General features: G+C 47.7%; 15 protein-coding genes and 1 tRNA gene. 3 read left to right on the top strand and 13 right to left on the bottom strand.

The features are described 5' to 3' along the window. Window positions 1-17: 17 nt before the first annotated feature. From adhP to V7S65_RS06190, 4 genes are all read right to left on the bottom strand, one after another. Entirely contained in the window at window positions 18-1,052 is a 1,035-nt protein-coding gene (adhP, locus tag V7S65_RS06205) for an alcohol dehydrogenase AdhP (RefSeq protein ID WP_111580593.1), read from the bottom strand. A 384-nt stretch (window positions 1,053-1,436) separates the two neighbouring features. Continuing rightward, window positions 1,437-2,156 (bottom strand): hypothetical protein, encoded by a 720-nt coding sequence (locus V7S65_RS06200; RefSeq protein WP_336388846.1) that lies wholly within the window; start codon window positions 2,154-2,156, stop codon window positions 1,437-1,439. 14 nt (window positions 2,157-2,170) lie between these two features. Further along, window positions 2,171-2,653 (bottom strand): hypothetical protein, encoded by a 483-nt coding sequence (locus V7S65_RS06195; RefSeq protein ID WP_336388847.1) that lies wholly within the window; start codon window positions 2,651-2,653, stop codon window positions 2,171-2,173. Between the two features lie 458 nt (window positions 2,654-3,111). After that, window positions 3,112-3,195: transfer RNA gene (locus tag V7S65_RS06190), tRNA-Leu, on the bottom strand. 164 nt (window positions 3,196-3,359) lie between these two features. Between V7S65_RS06190 and V7S65_RS06185 the strand changes: the two genes are divergently transcribed. Continuing rightward, window positions 3,360-4,577: an NAD(P)-dependent oxidoreductase gene (locus V7S65_RS06185; protein WP_336388848.1), complete on the top strand. Its 1,218-nt coding sequence runs from the start codon at window positions 3,360-3,362 to the stop codon at window positions 4,575-4,577. Here the strand turns inward: V7S65_RS06185 and V7S65_RS06180 are convergent. From V7S65_RS06180 to V7S65_RS06160, 5 genes are all read right to left on the bottom strand, one after another. Next, entirely contained in the window at window positions 4,569-7,367 is a 2,799-nt protein-coding gene (locus V7S65_RS06180; protein WP_336388849.1) for a T9SS type B sorting domain-containing protein, read from the bottom strand. The two genes, V7S65_RS06185 and V7S65_RS06180, sit on opposite strands and share 9 nt — an antisense overlap. 34 nt (window positions 7,368-7,401) lie before the next feature. Continuing rightward, on the bottom strand, window positions 7,402-8,124 hold the full coding sequence (locus tag V7S65_RS06175; protein ID WP_336388850.1) for a tRNA1(Val) (adenine(37)-N6)-methyltransferase: 723 nt from the start codon (window positions 8,122-8,124) through the stop codon (window positions 7,402-7,404). Window positions 8,125-8,126: 2 nt separating this feature from the next. Continuing rightward, window positions 8,127-10,262 carry an alpha-L-fucosidase gene (locus V7S65_RS06170; protein ID WP_336388851.1) on the bottom strand — a complete coding sequence of 712 codons (2,136 nt, stop codon included), beginning with the start codon at window positions 10,260-10,262 and terminating at the stop codon, window positions 8,127-8,129. A gap of 108 nt (window positions 10,263-10,370) precedes the next feature. Further along, complete coding sequence (tsaD, locus tag V7S65_RS06165; RefSeq protein WP_079467699.1) at window positions 10,371-11,375, bottom strand: tRNA (adenosine(37)-N6)-threonylcarbamoyltransferase complex transferase subunit TsaD; 1,005 nt, start codon at window positions 11,373-11,375, stop codon at window positions 10,371-10,373. Window positions 11,376-11,456: 81 nt separating this feature from the next. Further along, window positions 11,457-12,710 (bottom strand): ABC transporter permease, encoded by a 1,254-nt coding sequence (locus V7S65_RS06160; protein ID WP_079467700.1) that lies wholly within the window; start codon window positions 12,708-12,710, stop codon window positions 11,457-11,459. 102 nt (window positions 12,711-12,812) lie between these two features. Between V7S65_RS06160 and V7S65_RS06155 the strand changes: the two genes are divergently transcribed. Next, a complete protein-coding gene (locus V7S65_RS06155) occupies window positions 12,813-14,396 on the top strand; it encodes a peptide chain release factor 3 (protein WP_079467701.1) in 1,584 nt (527 codons plus the stop codon). Window positions 14,397-14,613: 217 nt separating this feature from the next. On the opposite strand, the gene V7S65_RS06150 is transcribed toward V7S65_RS06155, so the two are convergent. The 3 genes from V7S65_RS06150 to V7S65_RS06140 all read right to left on the bottom strand — a co-directional run bounded on the left by V7S65_RS06150 (window position 14,614) and on the right by V7S65_RS06140 (window position 17,446). After that, window positions 14,614-15,111 (bottom strand): DUF6265 family protein, encoded by a 498-nt coding sequence (locus V7S65_RS06150; RefSeq protein WP_079467702.1) that lies wholly within the window; start codon window positions 15,109-15,111, stop codon window positions 14,614-14,616. Next, complete coding sequence (locus V7S65_RS06145; RefSeq protein WP_336388852.1) at window positions 15,083-17,005, bottom strand: menaquinone biosynthesis decarboxylase; 1,923 nt, start codon at window positions 17,003-17,005, stop codon at window positions 15,083-15,085. Before V7S65_RS06145 ends, V7S65_RS06150 begins: the two co-directional genes overlap by 29 nt. A 105-nt stretch (window positions 17,006-17,110) precedes the next feature. Beyond that, the gene (locus V7S65_RS06140) at window positions 17,111-17,446 is read right to left on the bottom strand and encodes a hypothetical protein (RefSeq protein WP_111580611.1); all 336 of its coding nucleotides are present in this window, start codon (window positions 17,444-17,446) and stop codon (window positions 17,111-17,113) included. A 192-nt stretch (window positions 17,447-17,638) separates the two neighbouring features. On the opposite strand from V7S65_RS06140, the gene V7S65_RS06135 reads away from it, so the two are divergent. Then, window positions 17,639-17,800: a hypothetical protein gene (locus V7S65_RS06135; protein ID WP_159454153.1), complete on the top strand. Its 162-nt coding sequence runs from the start codon at window positions 17,639-17,641 to the stop codon at window positions 17,798-17,800. Window positions 17,801-18,082: 282 nt separating this feature from the next. Here the strand turns inward: V7S65_RS06135 and porG are convergent, their stop codons facing one another. Continuing rightward, window positions 18,083-18,910, bottom strand: a complete 828-nt coding sequence (gene porG / locus V7S65_RS06130; RefSeq protein ID WP_407934870.1) for a type IX secretion system protein PorG — start codon at window positions 18,908-18,910, stop codon at window positions 18,083-18,085. Window positions 18,911-18,943 lie beyond the last annotated feature (33 nt).

Raw genomic sequence — 18,943 nt, 5'->3', positions numbered from 1 at the left:
GGCACTGCATGCAAACCTTAAGGTGTGGCTATCTGTAACACGATACGGCCTTCTATCTCGCCTTTTTTCATTTGATCGAACACGGTATTAATGTCTTCCAGTTTCGCCGCATGAATGGTTGCCTTTACTTTTCCTTCCACTGCAAATGAAATAGCTTCCTGCATATCTTTCCGGGTACCAACAATAGAACCCCTTACTGTGTAGCGATTGAGTACTGTATCGAAAATGGGCAGATCAAAACTGCCGGGCGGTAACCCGTTCAACGCGATGGTACCCTTACGGCGCAAGGCGGAAAGGCCTTGTTTAAAAGCAATGGGCGATACAGCTGTTACCAGTACGCCATGCATGCCTCCTGTTTCCTTTTTCAGGTAAGTACCCGGATCATCATGCAAGGCATTAACGGTAAGATCGGCCCCCAGGTTGCGGGCAAGAGCAAGCTTATCCTCGGCTACATCTATAGCTGCTACATGCAACCCCATAGCCTTGGCATATTGTACAGCCAGGTGTCCTAAACCACCAATACCGGATATGGCTACCCATTCGCCTGGTTTGGTATCTGTTTCTTTCAACCCTTTATATACTGTAACACCAGCGCACGTAATCGGCGCCATTTCCATAAAGTTGATGCCTGCCGGGAAACGGGCTACATAACGGGCATCGGCAACTACATATTCGGCATAACTTCCGTCAACACTGTAACCACCATTCTGTTGTGACTCGCAAAGGGTTTCCCATCCGGTGATGCAATATTCACAGCAACCGCAGGCACTGAACAACCACGGTACCCCCACGATATCACCCTCCCTGATATGTTGTACGCCTTTACCTAAGGCAACCACATAACCCACGCCTTCATGTCCGGGTATCAGGGGTAGCTTTGGTTTCACCGGCCAGTCGCCCTCACAGGCATGCAGATCGGTATGACAGACGCCACTGGTGATGATTTTTACCAGGACCTGGTTTTCGCCTGGTTCTTTCACAGGAACCTCCTCAATTTGCAGCGGTGCGCCGAAGGCGTGTAGTACCGCGGCTTTCATCGTTTTGGGTATCATTTGTTTTGTATTGAAAATGATGAATAAATTGTGTAAAACGCAATAGACTACTGCAAAGAAACACCAAAGCATTCCTGCTTTCTATGACAGCCGACAGTTACAATACTGACGGATATCAGCTGTTTCTGTTAATTGTTTTAAACCAGGAAAATGTGGGCGGAGGATTTTTTGTAAGGCAGGCATTTCAGGATTGGTTCAGCCTTGAGCCCGGGACGAGATGTATTTGATGCTGGTTATCGATATCAGGAGAAAGAAACAGAGACCTCACTTAAAACGCTGCGCGAGCATAAATGCCAGCACAGCAGAAGAGTTCCTGCTGTGCAATGGCTGAACTGCGTTGTGGGCATATTGGAACAGTAAGGTGTACTTTAAGGATTGCCAGATCTATTTTAAATTTTTATCCAGATAATTTTTCAGATCAACAATATAGCCGTCGAAGAAATCTTCAATTATTTTTTTATTGCCGGGGTTTACTATTTTACCGTTGGGATCAAAAACGCTTTCGGGGTATGCCAATTTATAGTTAATCTTCCGGGATGTAGCTGCGCCTAAAAGCCCACCGTTTGGCGATATGCTGCTTTGTGTTCTTCCGGCTCCTGGCTGGACAAATTTATATTCATTAAAGGGCACATCATTTTCTGAAACCACATCGTTGCCGGGGCTTATTGTAAGTTTGGCATCGAAAATAGTGGCGAAGATCTTGGACGCGATGCTGTAGCTCACAAGCAGGGTGTCTTTTAAATCCGTAACCACGCCAATATACGTCAGGGATATAAGGTCGGCACCACATTTCGTTTTATCGCCGATCGTTGCAAAATCCCGGTAAGCCAAAAACGTTTTTTTAACATCGTTGGTGTAATCCAATTTAAGTCCGCGATGGCTTTTAACATAATTCACCACAGCATCATAAAGCTGTTCCTTCGTTTTGCCGGGATAGGCAAGTTTTACATATTGCACATCATCTACCGGTTGCACTTTCCCGATGTACCCTCCTGTAGATTCATCTATTTGCGGCTTCACCTGAAAATATATGCCCTGTGCATTGGTATCAATTGAGAGTAGCATAAAGATGAAGAGTAGCGCTGCTCTGATATTTTTCATCATAAAAATAAATTTGATTAATTACGGCTATATCTGCTATTGAAATCTACTTTTGTGATCACTCCCTTATTATCCACATGTACCGTTGTTATGGTAACATATTGACTGGTCCATCTGGTATCTTCCGCTGCCCTTTGCCCGGTTATCACCGTTTGCCCAAAACCATTTGTAGCTGTTTCAATATAACCAGGTGTATAGGTACCACCAGACGTGTTGGTGACGTTTTCATATACTACCACCTGCCCGCCAGTTTCATCGGTAGCTGTTCTGGTAGGCACGCCCCAGCTTTTATATAGTTCGGAGAGCTTTGCACCCACCCATGAAGCCTTCCAGGCTTCTCGCTTATAAATACCCCTTTTGTAATCGGCATACAGTTTATCGGCAGCATAACGTTCGGCTAATGCTTCTTTAGTCTTTTTGTCAAGTTTTGCTTCCTGTCCAAAAACTGGTATTCCAGCAAAAAGACAGAGAACAAAACACAATGAATAAATGAGCTTCATGATTTTTTATTTTTTAAGGATAACGTTTTTTTATTTTACTATCGGGTTATAGTATGAAATTATTGTACCAGCGTGTTTTATTCTTCGCTGTTGTAATAAAGGGAACCAGTAACATCTGGCGGCTACAATATTTGTCATGTCCCATCAGGAAACACTTTTCAAATTTAATTCCTTTGCTTCGTAAAAACAATACTGAAAAACCAGTGAGTAAGGTCGTTTATCTGCGGTATATCTGTGCTGGGGCAATTACTTTGTGGGCGGTTATTGCAGGTAGAAATAAAAGCGTTTAGATACACTTACACTTTCGTAGGTAAATTATCAAATCCTTTACTGGCAATGGTTGCAGGAGTTTCTGGTATTTTTGGAATCAAAGTTCTTTAACACCTTACCACATTGGGATTTTGTGCAAATAAAAAAGGTCCACTTTCGTGAACCTTTATAAATAACTGATAATCAGGTGCCCAGAACAGGAATCGAACCTGCACTCCGTTGCCGAAACAAGATTTTGAGTCTAGCGCGTCTACCAATTCCGCCATCTGGGCAATCTTACTAATGAACTTCGCCGCGTCAATTGCGGGATGCAAATATAGAAACTCTTATTTAATCTGCAAATAAATTTTACATTTTTGTATAAATAAATTTCGTATCCCGCATAAACAGGGCGTTTCAGGAGTTCACAAATGACGAAAATACCCTAAATTCAAAGATGGAAAACAAGATACACATCGGACTTATCAGGGAAGAAAAACACCCGCATGACAACAGGGTAGCCTTTACACCTAAACAATGCCAATGGATCATGCAGCACTTTCCACAGGTACAGATTTACGTACAGCCATCCCCGTTACGAAGCTTTAAAGACGATGAATATGAAAAAGCAGGCGTTCCGCTGCGGGAAGACCTCTCCCACTGCACCATCCTGCTGGGCATCAAAGAAGTGCCCACCGATAAACTGATCGCAGGAAAAACATACCTCTTTTTCAGCCATACCAAAAAGAAACAGCCGCATAACCAACGTATGCTGCAAACCATCCTGGAAAAAAATATCACGCTTATAGATTATGAATGCCTCATACACCCCGACGGACAACGCATCCTGGGCTTCGGCTTCTTTGCCGGCATAGTAGGCGCACATAATGGCCTCATGGCATACGGAGAAAAAACACGGTCCTTTCATTTCAAAAGGGTACATACCTGCCACGACTTCCAGGAACTGATCAATCATTACTTCGGCATCAAACTGCCACCGCTGAAAATAGTGATCACCGGCTCCGGACGCGTAGCAGCAGGCGCGCTGGAAATAATGGGTATGCTGGGCATCAAATATCTTCCCCCGGAAGAATACCTGGTTAACACCTACTCCTACCCGGTATATACCCAATTAAAAGCAGGTGAGCTTTACCTGCGGAAAGACGATAAAACATACAGCCGGGCCGACTTCCACGCACATCCGGAAGCATACGAGTGTCGCTTCCTCCCCTACGTTACCGTAAGCGATATCCTCATGAACGGTATCTACTGGGATGAAAAAATCCCGCCACTCTTCCAGGCAGATGACCTCAAAAAAGAAAACTTCCGCATACAGGTCATCGCCGATATCACAGACGATACCAACGGCTCTATCCCCTGCAACCTGGGCGACAGCACCATTGAAAACCCCGTGTACGGCGTTACAAAAGATACGATGCAGCAAACCGCACCCTATCTTCCCGGAACGGTAGACATGATGTGCGTAAGCAATTTACCGAATGAACTGCCGCGGGACGCTTCGCAATATTTCGGCGATCAGCTGATGAAATATGTATTTGATGAATTGCTGAAAACAAACAGCGAAATGATCAGTAATGCAACGATTGTTGCGAATGGCCGGTTAACAGAGCGGTATGCCTACCTGGAAGATTATGCAAAGGGGAAGCTATCGTAGCAGGTTAACAGCCCCTTTCAGTTGCTTTTCTATTCCATCTATGTTCTTGTAACGGATGAAATATACATATGCTCCCAGCGGTTGTAGCTGCCCTTTGTAAGTACCATCCCATCCCTGCATTACATTGGTGGTAGAAAATATTTCCACCCCCCAACGGTCAAATACCCTGAACTCCAGCAATACCTGCCCATTCGGCTGCCGGAGCCGGAACACATCATTCAGGCCATCTCCATTTGGAGTAAATGCATTTGGTACATACATATCCACCGCACATTCCTTTGCCACTGTTTGCAGGGTAACCATACCACATTCATTGGAAACAGCCACACGGTAAATACCCGGGTAACGGATGGCATAAACATTCCCGGTAAAACCGTTCTGCCACTCATACCTGTCGTAACCCGGCGCCAATGTTACAGTAGTTGGCCGGCCGGAAAATAAGCATATTTCTGGGACAAGACTAACCTCCGGCTTCTCTTTTAAAGCCAGATGTACAACAATGGTACTATCACAGCCGCTTGTGGTAAACAGCGTGCTCACATACCGCGCAGCGGTGGTCACACTTCTGCCGTCAGGCAGCGTATAGTGTTCTCCGTTGCAAATGGTGTCATATTTCTCCAGGTTGTAAACAGGCATCACGGTAAGCCGCGTGGTAATAATACTATCACAGCCATAAAAGGAAGTGAAGGAAGACACATACGTACCGGAAACCTTCACAGACCGGCCATCCGGCAATATATAAGGCTCTCCTTCGCAGGTGATGGCAGTCTTTGCAATGTTATAGCGGGGTTGCATCTGCAGGTTCGTAACAATAATACTGTCGCAGCCTTTCCTACTCTTGAAACGGGAAGTATACTGTCCCGTAACATTTACCACACGGCCATCCGGCAAACGGTAAGTGTTGCCATCACAAATATTAACAGATTCCTCCGTAGTATAAACAGGATTCACCACCAGGGTTGTAATGATAATACTGTCGCAGCCCACCGAGGAAGTAAGCGTACTGTTATAGATACCTGCATCCGTCACCACCCTCCCATCCGGTAACCGGTAATTATCTCCCTCGCAAATAACTGCATCCTGCGGATAATCCCTTTCCGGCACGTTTAGCTCAGTGGTAATAATACTATCGCAGCCCTCGTAAGTTTTTAGGGAAGATGTATAGCTACCGGAACTGTTTACCTTTCTACCATCCGGTAACTGGTACTCCTGCCCACTGCAGATAGTCACTTTTTCAGTGAGCTGATACACCGGCAACACCTTTAAAGTAGTGGTAATAATACTATCGCAACTATTGCTTAATCTCTTCAGGGTACTGATATAAACGCCGGCTGTATTCACTTTCCTGCCATCCGGCAAAGTGTAGGTATCCTTACTGCAAATACTCTTTGTAACGCTCTCCTCACTATTGCCCCCTATAATGATATCCTGCGTTTTTTCATCTGTACTGCATTGACGCGTCACTTTTACTTTTGTGGTATACTTTTTTTTAGCAGCGTATGTATGTTGTGGCGATAAATCAGTAGAAGTAGTGCCATCTCCAAAATCCCATAATACACTGGTTACGCCCACTTCATTATTCAACTTAAAAACAGGACTGCCACCGCATATATCCGAAACGGTAAAGTCGGCAGGAAAATAAAGGAAGCTATTTACAAATGTGGGAAAAGACAAGGATGTTCTGTGCCGCCCCATGCCGGTAGGGTCCATATCTATCGCGTCCCGCTGAAAATTACACCCTATCCCTCTCACCTCGGGGTTATGAATCATCCCCACATACCGGTAGCCCGCATTATATACCTGTTCATATCCCATATAAATATGTCCGTCGGGCCCCATCTGAATCCCACCCATCTGGATATTATCGGTATTGGTTACAATCGTTTGCTGCGAAGCATTGATGTTGGGGGCGGTCAAATCATACTGAAATAATTTACCCCAATGGAGATAATTCATACTCACAACATACAACAGTTTGCCGCTGATGGTAAACTCAATGCCAAGTGGGAAAATAACATTCAGCGAGGCAAAAGGAGGACTGATCACGCCCGTGGTGTTATTAAACTTCAGCAGATCTACCACACTCATCGCACCCTGCCTTATAGATCCCAGGGAATGCACCAAAGTAGCGCCATCAGGTGAAAACTTGATATAACCGGTTTCCTCCCATCCTCCCGGATGAATAACAGCGCCGGTAGTATAAGTAGTGGCAGCAGATAATCCGGCGGGTGAAAGCAGGTATACGTGAAAGGTAGCGCCATTGGCCGAATGCGTCACTATCCAGTAATCCCTTCCGTTACAGTGCCGGGTTGCCGCCATTTTTTCCGTGCTCTGATTCTTATTCAGCAACAATGTATTTTTTGTCGAAGGAATAATATCACCGTTTCCGTTATCCAGTGCCATATCCAGTATATTGTAACGGAATCCCTTACCAGTCATAGTGGTAAACAGGTAATACTGTCCCGGATGTCCCGGAAAAGGCACCGCAATACCCGACTGTACACTGGATGGATCGCCCATAAGGCCCGTTCCATTAGGCATGATACCGTGTTGGGCGTTCCAAACCGTAGATCCTTCTGTATAAAAAAGCAATTTGCCGGTGGCGCCGTCACAAATAGTGGCTACCCCTTCGCGGGTGTAAGTTTGTCCATCTGTGAGAACTGTGGCGGGGGTAGTGTTGAAGTCAAGCCCGGCGTTATATCCGAAGTACCAGATATTAATTTCTTTCTGGGCATGCACGATAACGGGCAACAATAAAAGCAACAAACAAACTCTGGCAACTCGAAGCATATCAGGATAAATAGAGCACCAAAATACAAAAAATCTACAGGTATAAATAATACGGCCGCAATAATTCTACAAATCCGGGCGTATACACCCGCTCCGCATCATACACGGAAAGTTCGCTGATCACCGTATTCACCGGCTTCCGCGAAAAAATGCCCACGGTCCGGAAAAAGCCGTGCTTCACACTCTGCCGGATATACAACACCTGCTTCAAATGAAGCCCCGCCTCCAGCGCCAACACCCGGAAACCTTCAAAGGCGGTATAAGGCAGTAACACCGACAACTCGCCGGACACGGCCAGCTGCTGGTCAACCGCCGTCAGCAACTCCCCGTAGCTCAGGTTGGTGGCGTGCATGGCCTGGTCTTTCGCTGCCTGACCACTTTTCAATGCACGCTCGTAGAACGGCGGATTGCTGATAATAAAGTCATACTTCACGGCGCCATCCATTTTTCGTATATCCTGGCGCGTTAGGGTTAAACGATGCGCCCAGGGTGATTCATCAAAGTTTTGTATGGCCTGGTGGGCGGCCCCGGCGTCCAGTTCTACTGCTGTAATAACGGCATCTACCTGTTGCGCCAGCATAAGGCTCAGCAGCCCGGTGCCGGCGCCTAAATCCAGTATAGCCGGCGCCGTTATCTCATTGTCGGCCAGGTATTGCGCCGTGAAAGCTCCTTGTATACAGGCGTCTGTACAAACTTTCATGGCGCAATGCTCCTGGTGAACGGTAAACTGCTTGAATTTAAAAAATGTATTTGCCATTTTTATTTTGAATCTAACACCACAGCGAGGTTAGGCATCCGTAAGTTACGGTGTACGGATACGGGGTTGGCCTGCCTGATCACACAGTGCTCTACCTTACCGCTGCCACTTACACGATCCGGCAACTGCTGTACGTATAATACCTGTGGTACGTTCCGGTTGATACCCACTACTGCCTGCTTCGCAAAGCGACTGTAGAATTTGGCCACCAGCTGATTTTTTCCTTCTTTCAGCGATAACAATAATACTTCCGATTGTGTACCTCCCCTTTCCGGGTTATTGTGCAATAGCTGCTCTTCTCCGTTCAGGTATACCGCAATACCATCTCCACTATTAAATCCTACCAGGTAGTCACCTGCTTTCGGAGCCGTGATCTCCTGTAAAATATAACCGGCCACACTTTTATCGGCGGTTAAAGCAATGGGAGCATCATTCTTCCAGTCGCTGTGCAGGGTCCATGCGGCGTTATCGTTATTCGGCCAGGGTTTGGAAGGGTCAATATCTTTCACACTGCCATGCGTACCATCAATACCGGACCAGAAAGGACCTGCGCTGTACATCGGTCCCCACTGCAGGGAAGCCGGATCATTTTTCAGCGGACTGGTAACGCCACCATCCAGCAATACTTCTTTGATGCTGCCGTTCAGCGTGAGTAAAATGCGTTTGCCTTTTTCTGCATCACTGTATACCAGTTGCAATGCTGCAGGGTGTTGTGTGGTAAATGCCCACTGCTCGCCCACTTCACTGCGGTAATAACTTTCATAATCAATGCCGGAGAAGCTGAATAGCGGCGTGGCATTATCCCTGCTCAAACGGGTGGCATGACGCAATAAATGAACTGGCGTAATATCTACCGCGCCTTTGCAGGCAACTGCCAGTACAGCAATGTCTTTATCTGCCAGCTTAAAATCTGCGGGTAACTGAAGTTGTGTGTTACCATCTTTGGAAGATATTTTAACGGGTACTTTCTTTCCGTTGCTCAACAAGGTTACCTGGCTGATCTTACTGTTCAGTCCCGGTAAAATGATAGTGCCGTGTTCCGGCTGCTGCAATAAATGCAGGTATAATTTGCCTGGCTTTGTAGTTACTTCACCCCAGGCAAAGGTAGTATCAAAGGGATTGGCAGATGCGCTGTAAATGGCTTCACCGTTGAGTTTCAGCCATGCGCCGTTTAACAGCAGTACATCTTTTTCAAAATCTACTACCGAACCATCGCCACGCGGACCGATGTTCAACAGGTAGTTTCCGCCACGACTTACCACTTTAATCAGTCCTTCCAGTTTTTCATGCGCTTTGTCTTCCGCCTTGCCATGCTCCTGCCAGCTGCGATAGCCCCAGGTTTCATCATACACCGAAGCAGGCGTTTGCCATGCGGAAGCAATCTTATAATCAGGATACTGGTTATCTCCCATTACACAAAAATCACCGGCGTCATTACCCAAGCGGCCACTCACCATACAACCCGGTTGCAGGCGATGTACAATATCCGCCAGGTCCCTGCTCTGCTGCGCGGTGAGCGATCCCATATCAAACCATATCTCGGATACCGGGCCGTAGTTGGTCATCAGCTCCGTTACCTGCTTCTTGTTAAATTCATGATGTTCCGGCGTAATAGGATCACTGTTGCTGCTGGAAATAGGATATGCCTGCGGAAAGTGCCAGTCGATCAAAGAAAAGTACATCCCAAACTTCAACCCATGCCTGCGGCACGCATCCGATAATTCTTTCAGCACATCCCTTTTGAAAGGCGTTGCATCTACCACATTATAATCGGTGTAAGCAGTATGAAACATGCAAAAACCATCATGATGCTTGGAGGTCATCACTACCGACTTCATGCCCGCAGCCTTTGCCAGCAGTACAATAGAGTCGGCATTCCAGTGTTCCGGGTGAAACTGTTTGGCGATATCGCCATAGGTATCGCTGTAAATACCGGCATGCGCCTGTATCTGTTCACTGTATCCTTTTGTAACGGGCTTGCCTTCCCAAACGCCTCCCAGCGTGGAATAAATAGCGCCCCAGTGTATAAACATGGAATACTTCTGATTCTTCCACTCCGTTTGCGCCACAGGCTCCTGCGCCTGCACAAACTGACCGGTGATAATAAGCCCCAGTAAAAAGACAAAGATTTTCTTCATAGATAATAAGCGGTTATATGCCGACATAAAGCTAAATCGTTATACTGTTGGTTAAGAATAGGATTTTAGCAATTAGCAGTTTGTTTTTAGCCTGACTTGTTAATGAAATTAAAAAGCAGCTCTCGCCGTAGGCACCGCATCCAGCGACGTAAAGTCGCCCGCCAGGTATTTATAGTAGGCGGTAATAGCAATCATACCCGCATTATCAGTACAGTACTCGAATTTAGGAATAAACGTGCGCCAGTGGTGTTTCCGGCCATATTCCGTTAACGCAGTCCGCAACCCGCTGTTGGCGCTCACGCCGCCGGCAATGGCAATATCGCGGATACCTGTTTCTTCAGATGCCTTCACCACCTTATTCAGCAATATGCTTACAATACGGTGCTGGATAGACGCACAGATATCAGGCAGGTTTTGCGCAATAAATGCAGGATCTTTCTGCTGGTTCTCCTGCAGGAAATAAAGGATCGCCGTTTTCAATCCGCTGAAACTGAAGTTCAGGTCGGGGATCCGTGGCTCGGGAAACTTAAACCGCGCGGGATTACCGGTTTGGGCGTATTTATCTATCAACGGGCCGCCGGGATAAGGCAAACCCAATATCTTGGCACTTTTATCAAAAGCTTCTCCGGCAGCATCATCCAGCGTTTCACCAATCACCCGCATGCTCAGCGGACTTTCACATAAAACGATCTGGGTATGACCACCAGACACGGTTAAGCATAAAAACGGGAAGTCGGGTTTGGGATCATCAATAAAGTTAGCCAGTACATGCGCCTGCATATGATGCACGCCTATCAGGGGGATATCCAGCGCCATCGCCATTGATTTGGCGAAGCAGCTGCCCACCAGCAGGGAACCGATCAATCCGGGTGATTGGGTAAAGGCAATCGCACTCAGCTCTTCCCGCTTTACCCCCGCGGTTTTCAGCGCTATGTCCACCACCGGCACTATATTCTCCTGGTGCGCGCGGGAAGCCAGCTCCGGCACCACGCCACCGTATTGCTCATGTACCTTCTGACCGGCAATATGATTGGATAACACCTGCCCGTCCACGATCACTGCTGCTCCTGTATCATCACAGGACGACTCTATAGCTAATATTTTAACCGACATAAGGCGCAAAATTAATAAAAAAGGCGGGAAAACCCCGCCTGTACAACAGTCACGCTGTTGCCCGTTATGTATAATGCCTGCTTAGTTACTACGGATGGCCACCACCGGATCCAGCTTACTGGCTGTATAGGCCGGGATAAAACCCGCGAGCAGCCCCACCAGGGCAGATATGCTCAACCCGAATATTACCGAACCCGCGGACAGCACCATCTCAAAGGTACCAGACAGGTTAATAATTAATGTAAGAAAATAAACCAGCAGCAAACCAAAAGTTCCTCCCAGTAAACACAAACTCACCGCTTCCAGCAAAAACTCCATCAGGATAATACCCCGGCGCGCTCCTATGGCCTTTTTCAAACCAATGATGTTGGTCCGTTCCTTTACCGTTACAAACATAATATTCGCAATACCAAAAGCCCCTACTATCAATGCAAAGATGGCAATCATTCCCCCGCCCATATTGATCGCTGCAAACATCGCATTCAGGCTGTCGTTAGCGGTACTGATTTCATTCAGGGAAAAATCATCCTCTTCTTTCGGCCTTAACCGGTGAGACGCGCGCACCACTCCTCTCAGCTCATCTTTCAGCTGATCCATACTCACATTGGGTTTGGCCTTTATCAGGATATACGGGTCCGCAAAACGGCGTTCATCCACCACTGTACGGGCAAAGCGGTAAGGCAGTATAATGGCATTGTCGTACCCGATGCCGCCAATCATGCTCTCCCCCTTCTTCTTCAGCACCCCAATGATCTTTACATCCCTGCCGGCCACTTTCACCACCTTGCCCATAGCCGCTTCCGGCGAAGGGAAAAGCCCGTCCCAGATGGTAAAGCCCAGGATCGCCACATTGGTGCCGCTGTTACTTTCACTGTTGGCAAAGAAACGGCCGTCGAGGATCTGTAAGGTCTGTATCTGGTCAAAGTCGTTCGTCACCGCCATCATCGTCACTCCATCCATATAATCATCTCCATATTCTACTTTCTTATTGCCCGATTCAAAATTGAAAGAAGCAAAACTGGCACTCTGCACCTTATCCTGTATGGGTTTGAGATCCTTATATTCCGGCTCCGGGCGGTTCATATATTTCCACCACGGATATTCCCCGTTGCCGCCCCAGGGCCACTTCTGCATATATACCACATCGTCGCCCAAATCGGCCAGATCCTTTCTGATGTTGTGTTCCAGGCTACCGGTAAGCGTAAATACCGCGATGATACAGAAGATGCCAATGGTAATTCCAAACAACGATAAAAAAGTGCGCAGCTTATTCACCCGCAGCTCCTGCATCGCCATTTTGAAACTATTCCATAATATTTTAAGGGTTGCTATCATATTCCAAATTTAGCGGATTTATCGGCACGGGCAGCGCCAATAAACACGAAATATAGCCGGACAAAAAATTTAGTTACCTTTGCTGCCATTTTTCGGATATTTATGAAGTACGCTAACGAAATCAGTAAAAGAAAATCCTTTGCTATCATCGCTCACCCGGATGCCGGTAAAACTACGCTGACAGAGAAATTCCTCCTGTTTGGCGGCGCTATTCAAACAGCCGGTGCGGTGAAGTCCAATAAAATAAAGAAGCACACCACTTCGGATTTCATGGAAATTGAAAGGCAAAGAGGTATCTCCGTAGCCACTTCCGTTATGACCTTCGAATACCGCGATATCCTTGTTAACCTCCTGGATACGCCCGGTCACAAGGACTTTGCGGAAGATACCTACCGTACGCTGACTGCCGTAGACAGCGTGGTACTGGTGATCGACTGCGTAAAAGGGGTGGAGGAACAAACGGAAAGACTCATGGAAGTATGCCGCATGCGCGATACACCCGTGATCATCTTCGTCAACAAAATGGACCGTGATGGTAAATATCCGTTCGATCTCCTGGATGAACTGGAAGAGAAACTCAACATCCGGGTACGGCCTCTCAGCTGGCCCATTAATATGGGCAGCGACTTTAAAGGCGTTTACAACCTGTACGATAAAAGCCTCGTAGCTTTCCTGCCCAACAAGAAAGCCACAGACGAAGACGTGGTGCCGCTCACAGATCTCAGCAGCAGCTACGTTGATGAACACTTTAACGCAAAAGACGCCGCACAACTGCGCGGCGATGTGGAACTGATCGAAGGCGTGTACGATGCCTTCAATAGAGAAGATTACCTCGCCGGTAAACTGGCGCCCGTTTTCTTTGGCAGTGCCGTAAACAATTTCGGGGTGAAAGACCTGCTGGATACGTTTGTGGACATCGCGCCCATTCCGCGTAACCGCACCGCTACCACCCGCGAAATAGACGTAAACGAAGATAAATTCAGTGGATTCATTTTTAAGATCCATGCCAACCTCGATCCGCGCCACCGCGACCGTATCGCCTTCCTCCGCGTTTGCTCCGGTAAGTTTGAAAGAAATAAATTCTATCACCATGTTCGTTTAGACAAAGACGTTAGGTTCAGCAACCCTTACAGCTTCCTTGCCCGCGAAAAGAACGTGGTAGACGACGCCTATCCCGGCGACGTGGTAGGTTTGTTTGATACCGGCAACTTCAAGATCGGCGATACCCTCACGGAAGGGGAAAACTTTTACATCACTGGTATCCCAAGCTTCTCTCCTGAGCTGTTCAAGGAACTGGTGAATAAAGATCCGCTGAAAACAAAACAACTGGAAAAAGGTATCCGCCAGCTTACAGATGAAGGCGTGGCACAGCTGTTTACCCAGCATGGTGGCAACCGCAAAATCATTGGCTGCGTGGGCGACCTGCAGTTTGAAGTAATCCAGTACCGCCTGCTCCAGGAGTACGGCGCCGCCTGTCAGTTCAATACCCTGCCTTTCTACAAGGCTTGCTGGCTCACCGGTCCGAAAGAAAAGATTGAAGAATTCATCCGCTTTAAATCTTCCAACATCGTGGAAGATAAAGACGGCCATATCGTATACCTGGCCCAGTCGGAATGGTACCTGAACACCGAACGCACCAACAACCCCGATATCCAGTTCAACTTTACATCAGAAATTCATAAATAGACATACTGCTTTTGCCGTTGGCTTCTTCAGAAGCTAACGGCAAAAAAAAGCCGCTTCCTGTGAACAGGCGCGGCATTACTTGTACGACCAACTCAAATTATTGCTTTATTGAGAATATTTTGATTTAGGTGTGTATCGTGTGTGTTATACAAAAATAGGCACAGCCATCCACTCCCCTTTCTCGAAGTGGGAAAATGATTTACGCAATCGGGAATCTTTATTCGGGAGAAATAGAATACTGGAAAATGTATTCCTCTGTAGTGCCGTCCCGCACGCCTTCTACGCGGGCATCCAGGTGCCTGGCATCTTTAAAACGGTAAGTAATTTTCCTGGGGAAATCATTGTTCAGGTCTTCCGCCACAAAACCAATAGCTTTCAAAACCCGCAGTTTCAGGTGTATGGTAGCTGGCTTGTCCTGCCCTTCATAGGCAGGAATATAAAAGATATCGGCTCCTCTTCTCACCAGCTGCATGGACTGTTGTAAGGCACTGTCCGCCCCTACTACCCGCCAGGTTTTTCCTTTCCAGGTAGAATCGTTGATCCGGCTCCAGGTTTCCACGATGGTGCTTTTGCGGGTGTTCATCTTCCAGGTGCCCTCCAGCTTGTCCAGGAAACGGAAATCAGCAGGACTTACCTGGCCGGCTGCCCGCAGGCTGCCGGCCAGTAACAGGATCAGCAGCAGGTAACTACTGCTGTACCACCGCTTCTTCGCCATAGATCTGTTGTTTGTATTTGAGAGAGGGAGAAGTCAGTAAAGGTCCGATACCCAGCTCAGGCCATTTGGTATCCACTTTCCGGATGGTAGCGTCGTCCGCAACAATGATATTGGGCCAGTCGCGCTCAAAATTGTCCAGCAGCCTGGTTTTCAGCGTACCGTCCATACCAATGCCGCCAATATATTTACCGGGTTCACCGGAAGGTACACGAACAATAAAGCTGTCGCGCTTAGGGTCCAGGTTATTACAGAAACGCCATAATGCAGACGCCAGATCGCTTACATCCACCGTATGCTCCACAAAAAGGATCATCTTAACGCCTGCCAGCGCGGGCAGGGTATAGAGCTGTTCATTCAGCTCCCGTACATGCGAAGGGCGTGCCTTTTCCACCGCTACCAGGATACAGGAAATATCCAGCGGCAGCAGCGAAGCGTTGATGCCTTTGATTTCCGGGAACTGCTGCATGATGGCGGCAGTATCCAGCTCGCGCGGAGCCGGAGCGGATATAAAAGTAGTGTCCTGTTCTTCTTCATATTTACGGGTACCATCGATACACATTTTACCGCCAAAGCCCATTTTGGAGCAGGAGTGGTCCAGTACATCCATCGGTCCCTGGCTCAGGTAGATGTCGGAAGCGGGGTTCAGGTGTTGGAAGACATACTGCGCCAGTTGCTTATAATCGGTGATCTTTGTGCCGTCGTCTGTTACTACCAGGATCTTGTTAAACATCATCTGGCCGGCGCCCCACATGGCGTTCATCACCTTCTGCGCCTGCCCGGCATAATCTTTTTTGATCTGCGCAATCACCAGGTTATGAAACACGCCTTCCACGGGCATTTCCATATTGATGATTTCAGGTACCAGCGTCATTTTGATAGGCGCCAGGAAAATACGTTCGGTGGCTTTACCTATCCAGGCATCTTCCTGCGGAGGAATGCCTACTATCGTCGACGGATATACGGCGTCTTTGCGGTGCGTAATAGCCGTTACATGAAATTTAGGATACCAGTCGGCCAGTGAATAATACCCGGTATGATCCCCGAAAGGGCCTTCCCAGATGAGTTCTTCAGAAGGTTCCACATAACCTTCAATCACAAAATCCGCATCTGCGGGTACTTCTATCTCCGGTTGGGTAATACACTTCACCAGCTCCACTTTCTTCTTACGGAGAAAACCGGCCAGCATATATTCATCCACGTTTTCCGGGAGTGGTGCGGTAGCGGAGTAAGTATAAACAGGATCTCCGCCCAATACTACGGCAACGGGCATACGCTTATTCAGCTTCTTGTATTCCATGAAGTGTTTTGCGGATACTTTGTGTTTATGCCAGTGCATGCCGGTCATATCTTTTTCAAATACCTGCATGCGGTACATACCTACGTTGCGGGTGCCGGTAAGCGGGTCTTTTGTATGGATCACAGGCAGGGTGATAAAAGGGCCGCCATCTTTAGGCCAGCAGGTAAGCACCGGCAACTTGCTGAGATCCGGGTTAGCCATTACCACTTCCTGGCAGCTGCCTTTTCCGCTCACTACCTTTGGCATCCAGGAAGCAAACTGTCCGAGCTTTGGCAGCAGGGCCAGTTTATCAAGTATACTTTCCTTTGGTTTGGATAATAATTTAAAGAGATTTTCAATTTCACCGGCTACATCGTCCAGTTCACTCACGCCCAGCGCCAGGCACATACGCTTGTAACTGCCCATAGAGTTGATCAGCACGGGGAAGTCGGTACCGGTATTTTCAAACAGCAGGGCTTTGCCCCCGTCGGGCGATTTGCTGACCCTGTCCGTTATTTCAGCTATTTCCAGTTTAGGGTCCACATAAGTTTTTATGCGCACCAGTTCTCCAGCCTGTTCCAGCGTGTCTATAAAGTGTCTGAGATTTTTATATGCCATGTTTGAATCTTATTACCAATCAACAAAAGTAACCATCCCGCACCGCAATAAAAAATGCCCCCCATGTAAATATGGGAGGCATCTCATTTATTCCATTTTCAGTTATCAGTTCACTATGGTAACACCCGCGTGGAATACGGCTCTTGGCCTTGATGGGTAGTAGCGTACCGGGGCTGGTACCGGAACAGGTATTACGGCCGGGTAGTAAGCCGGTCTGGCGTATACCACTCTTTGAGGGCGGTAGCAGTCGTCATACCTGTCGCGTACATACACTCTTCTGGGGCGCTCGCATCTTTCCCAGCGGTCATCGTCATAACGGTCATGTCCGCGTCCGTGTCCATATCCGTGGCCACGTCCATGTCCCCTGTCATATCCCCTTTGTGCATAAGTGGTGAGCACAGTGCCGCCAATAAGCAGCATCAACAGCAGTACTTTTTTCATGTTTCTTTGGTTTTTAGTTCAAGATCGGTTGGCAAATAAAAGTTGTGGTGTGTTATTCATTTCAACCCGCATACCGGGCAAAAGTGGCATCTGTAACAACATAAGTGGAACCCGGATATGCGATAAAAGTATACCTGTGAGGCTTATGCGGTTTCCTGTGATGCTTTTTATACGGTCTTCTATGATGATGCGGTGGTGTTGGCGGAGCCGGTGGCCGGTGATGCGGAGGCGTTGGTGGCCTGGGCAATCCTGGCGGTAACGGTGGCGCCGGCGGATGTGGTAAATGTGCCGGAGCCGGTGGCCTGGGTGGCAGTGGTGGTGCAGGCGGCCTTTGCTGTGCAGAAAGGCTCATAGAACCTGTTATCAACATCACTGAAGCTATATTTAAAAACTTCCTCATGGCACTTCTTTTTCGTTAGTTAAAACAGGCAGTTGCACACCAACTTATTTTTGTAGCGGCTGTTGTTTCATTACTCTCTCCGCGATTTGTGATTCTGCGATCCGCCATAAGCTGGTGGCTGCATTAGTACCTGTTTGAACTCATAAATTCAACAACTATGCCAATAAAAAAAATCCCGGCGGTATGCCGGGATTGAAACTATAAATAAAGTATTAGACAGTATGACTATCAATACATTACGGTCTGAGTATCGGGCAACGGGTAGCCTTTTGTTTGCCCCAGCCACTACCACCACCCAAACGGTAAGTAATGGTAAACCCGGAAAACGCATACCAGTCCTTGTGCTTATCAGAACCGCGTATAGTACCATCTGCAGGATAGGTTCCCGGCGTCACTTTACCGGTTACTTCATCGCCCCGGTAAGCCATGTCCACTGATTTCTGACCACGATAGGTCAGCAATGTATTCTGGTCTACGTAGTTGGTGCTCACATCATCCATATAATCCGTAGTGGTAGGACGCAGCCCTATTTCAAATCCAAGGGTCCAGTTATCATTGATGATCGCTTTTACACCCGCTCCAAACGGAAAGGAAAAGGAGAACAGGTCGTAAGGCTGACGGGTAGGATACTGCGGTAATCCCTGCCCTTCCGTGCCCAGGGGACGAAGCCGCACGCGGTTACCCGACTGGTCTTTAGCCGTAGGATCAAATCCAAAACCACCCACTCCCACGAACACGTAAGGCGTAAACCCTTTTTCATCGAGGTCGAAAAAGTTGATTTCGCCAATCAGGCTGCCTTCAAAAATATTGGTCCGGAAACTAAGGTTACGCGCTACCAGGTCTTTGGAAGAATTAGTGCTGTCTGCGCCGGTAGCAATACCCCAGGTAAAGGATCCACGGATAGTGAGGTAACGGTTAATATCCTTTCTCACCAGCAGTCCGAGTGCAGGCCGGGTATATTTCATATCCACCCTTTGCTGGGAAAGATCCCCGCTGTAATTGCTGATACCTGCAAAAGCGCCGACATGCCAGTCCTGCGCAAAGGTGAAAAAGGGAACTGCCATGAATAACAACAGTATTCCGGTAGATTTGGAGAA

Source organism: Chitinophaga sp. CCNWYY40, from assembly GCF_037483205.1.
GTDB classification, from domain to species: Bacteria; Bacteroidota; Bacteroidia; order Chitinophagales; family Chitinophagaceae; genus Chitinophaga; species Chitinophaga ginsengisegetis.
The sequence above is the reverse complement of the archived record's forward strand: the minus strand, read 5'-3'. Positions and strand labels throughout refer to the sequence as shown.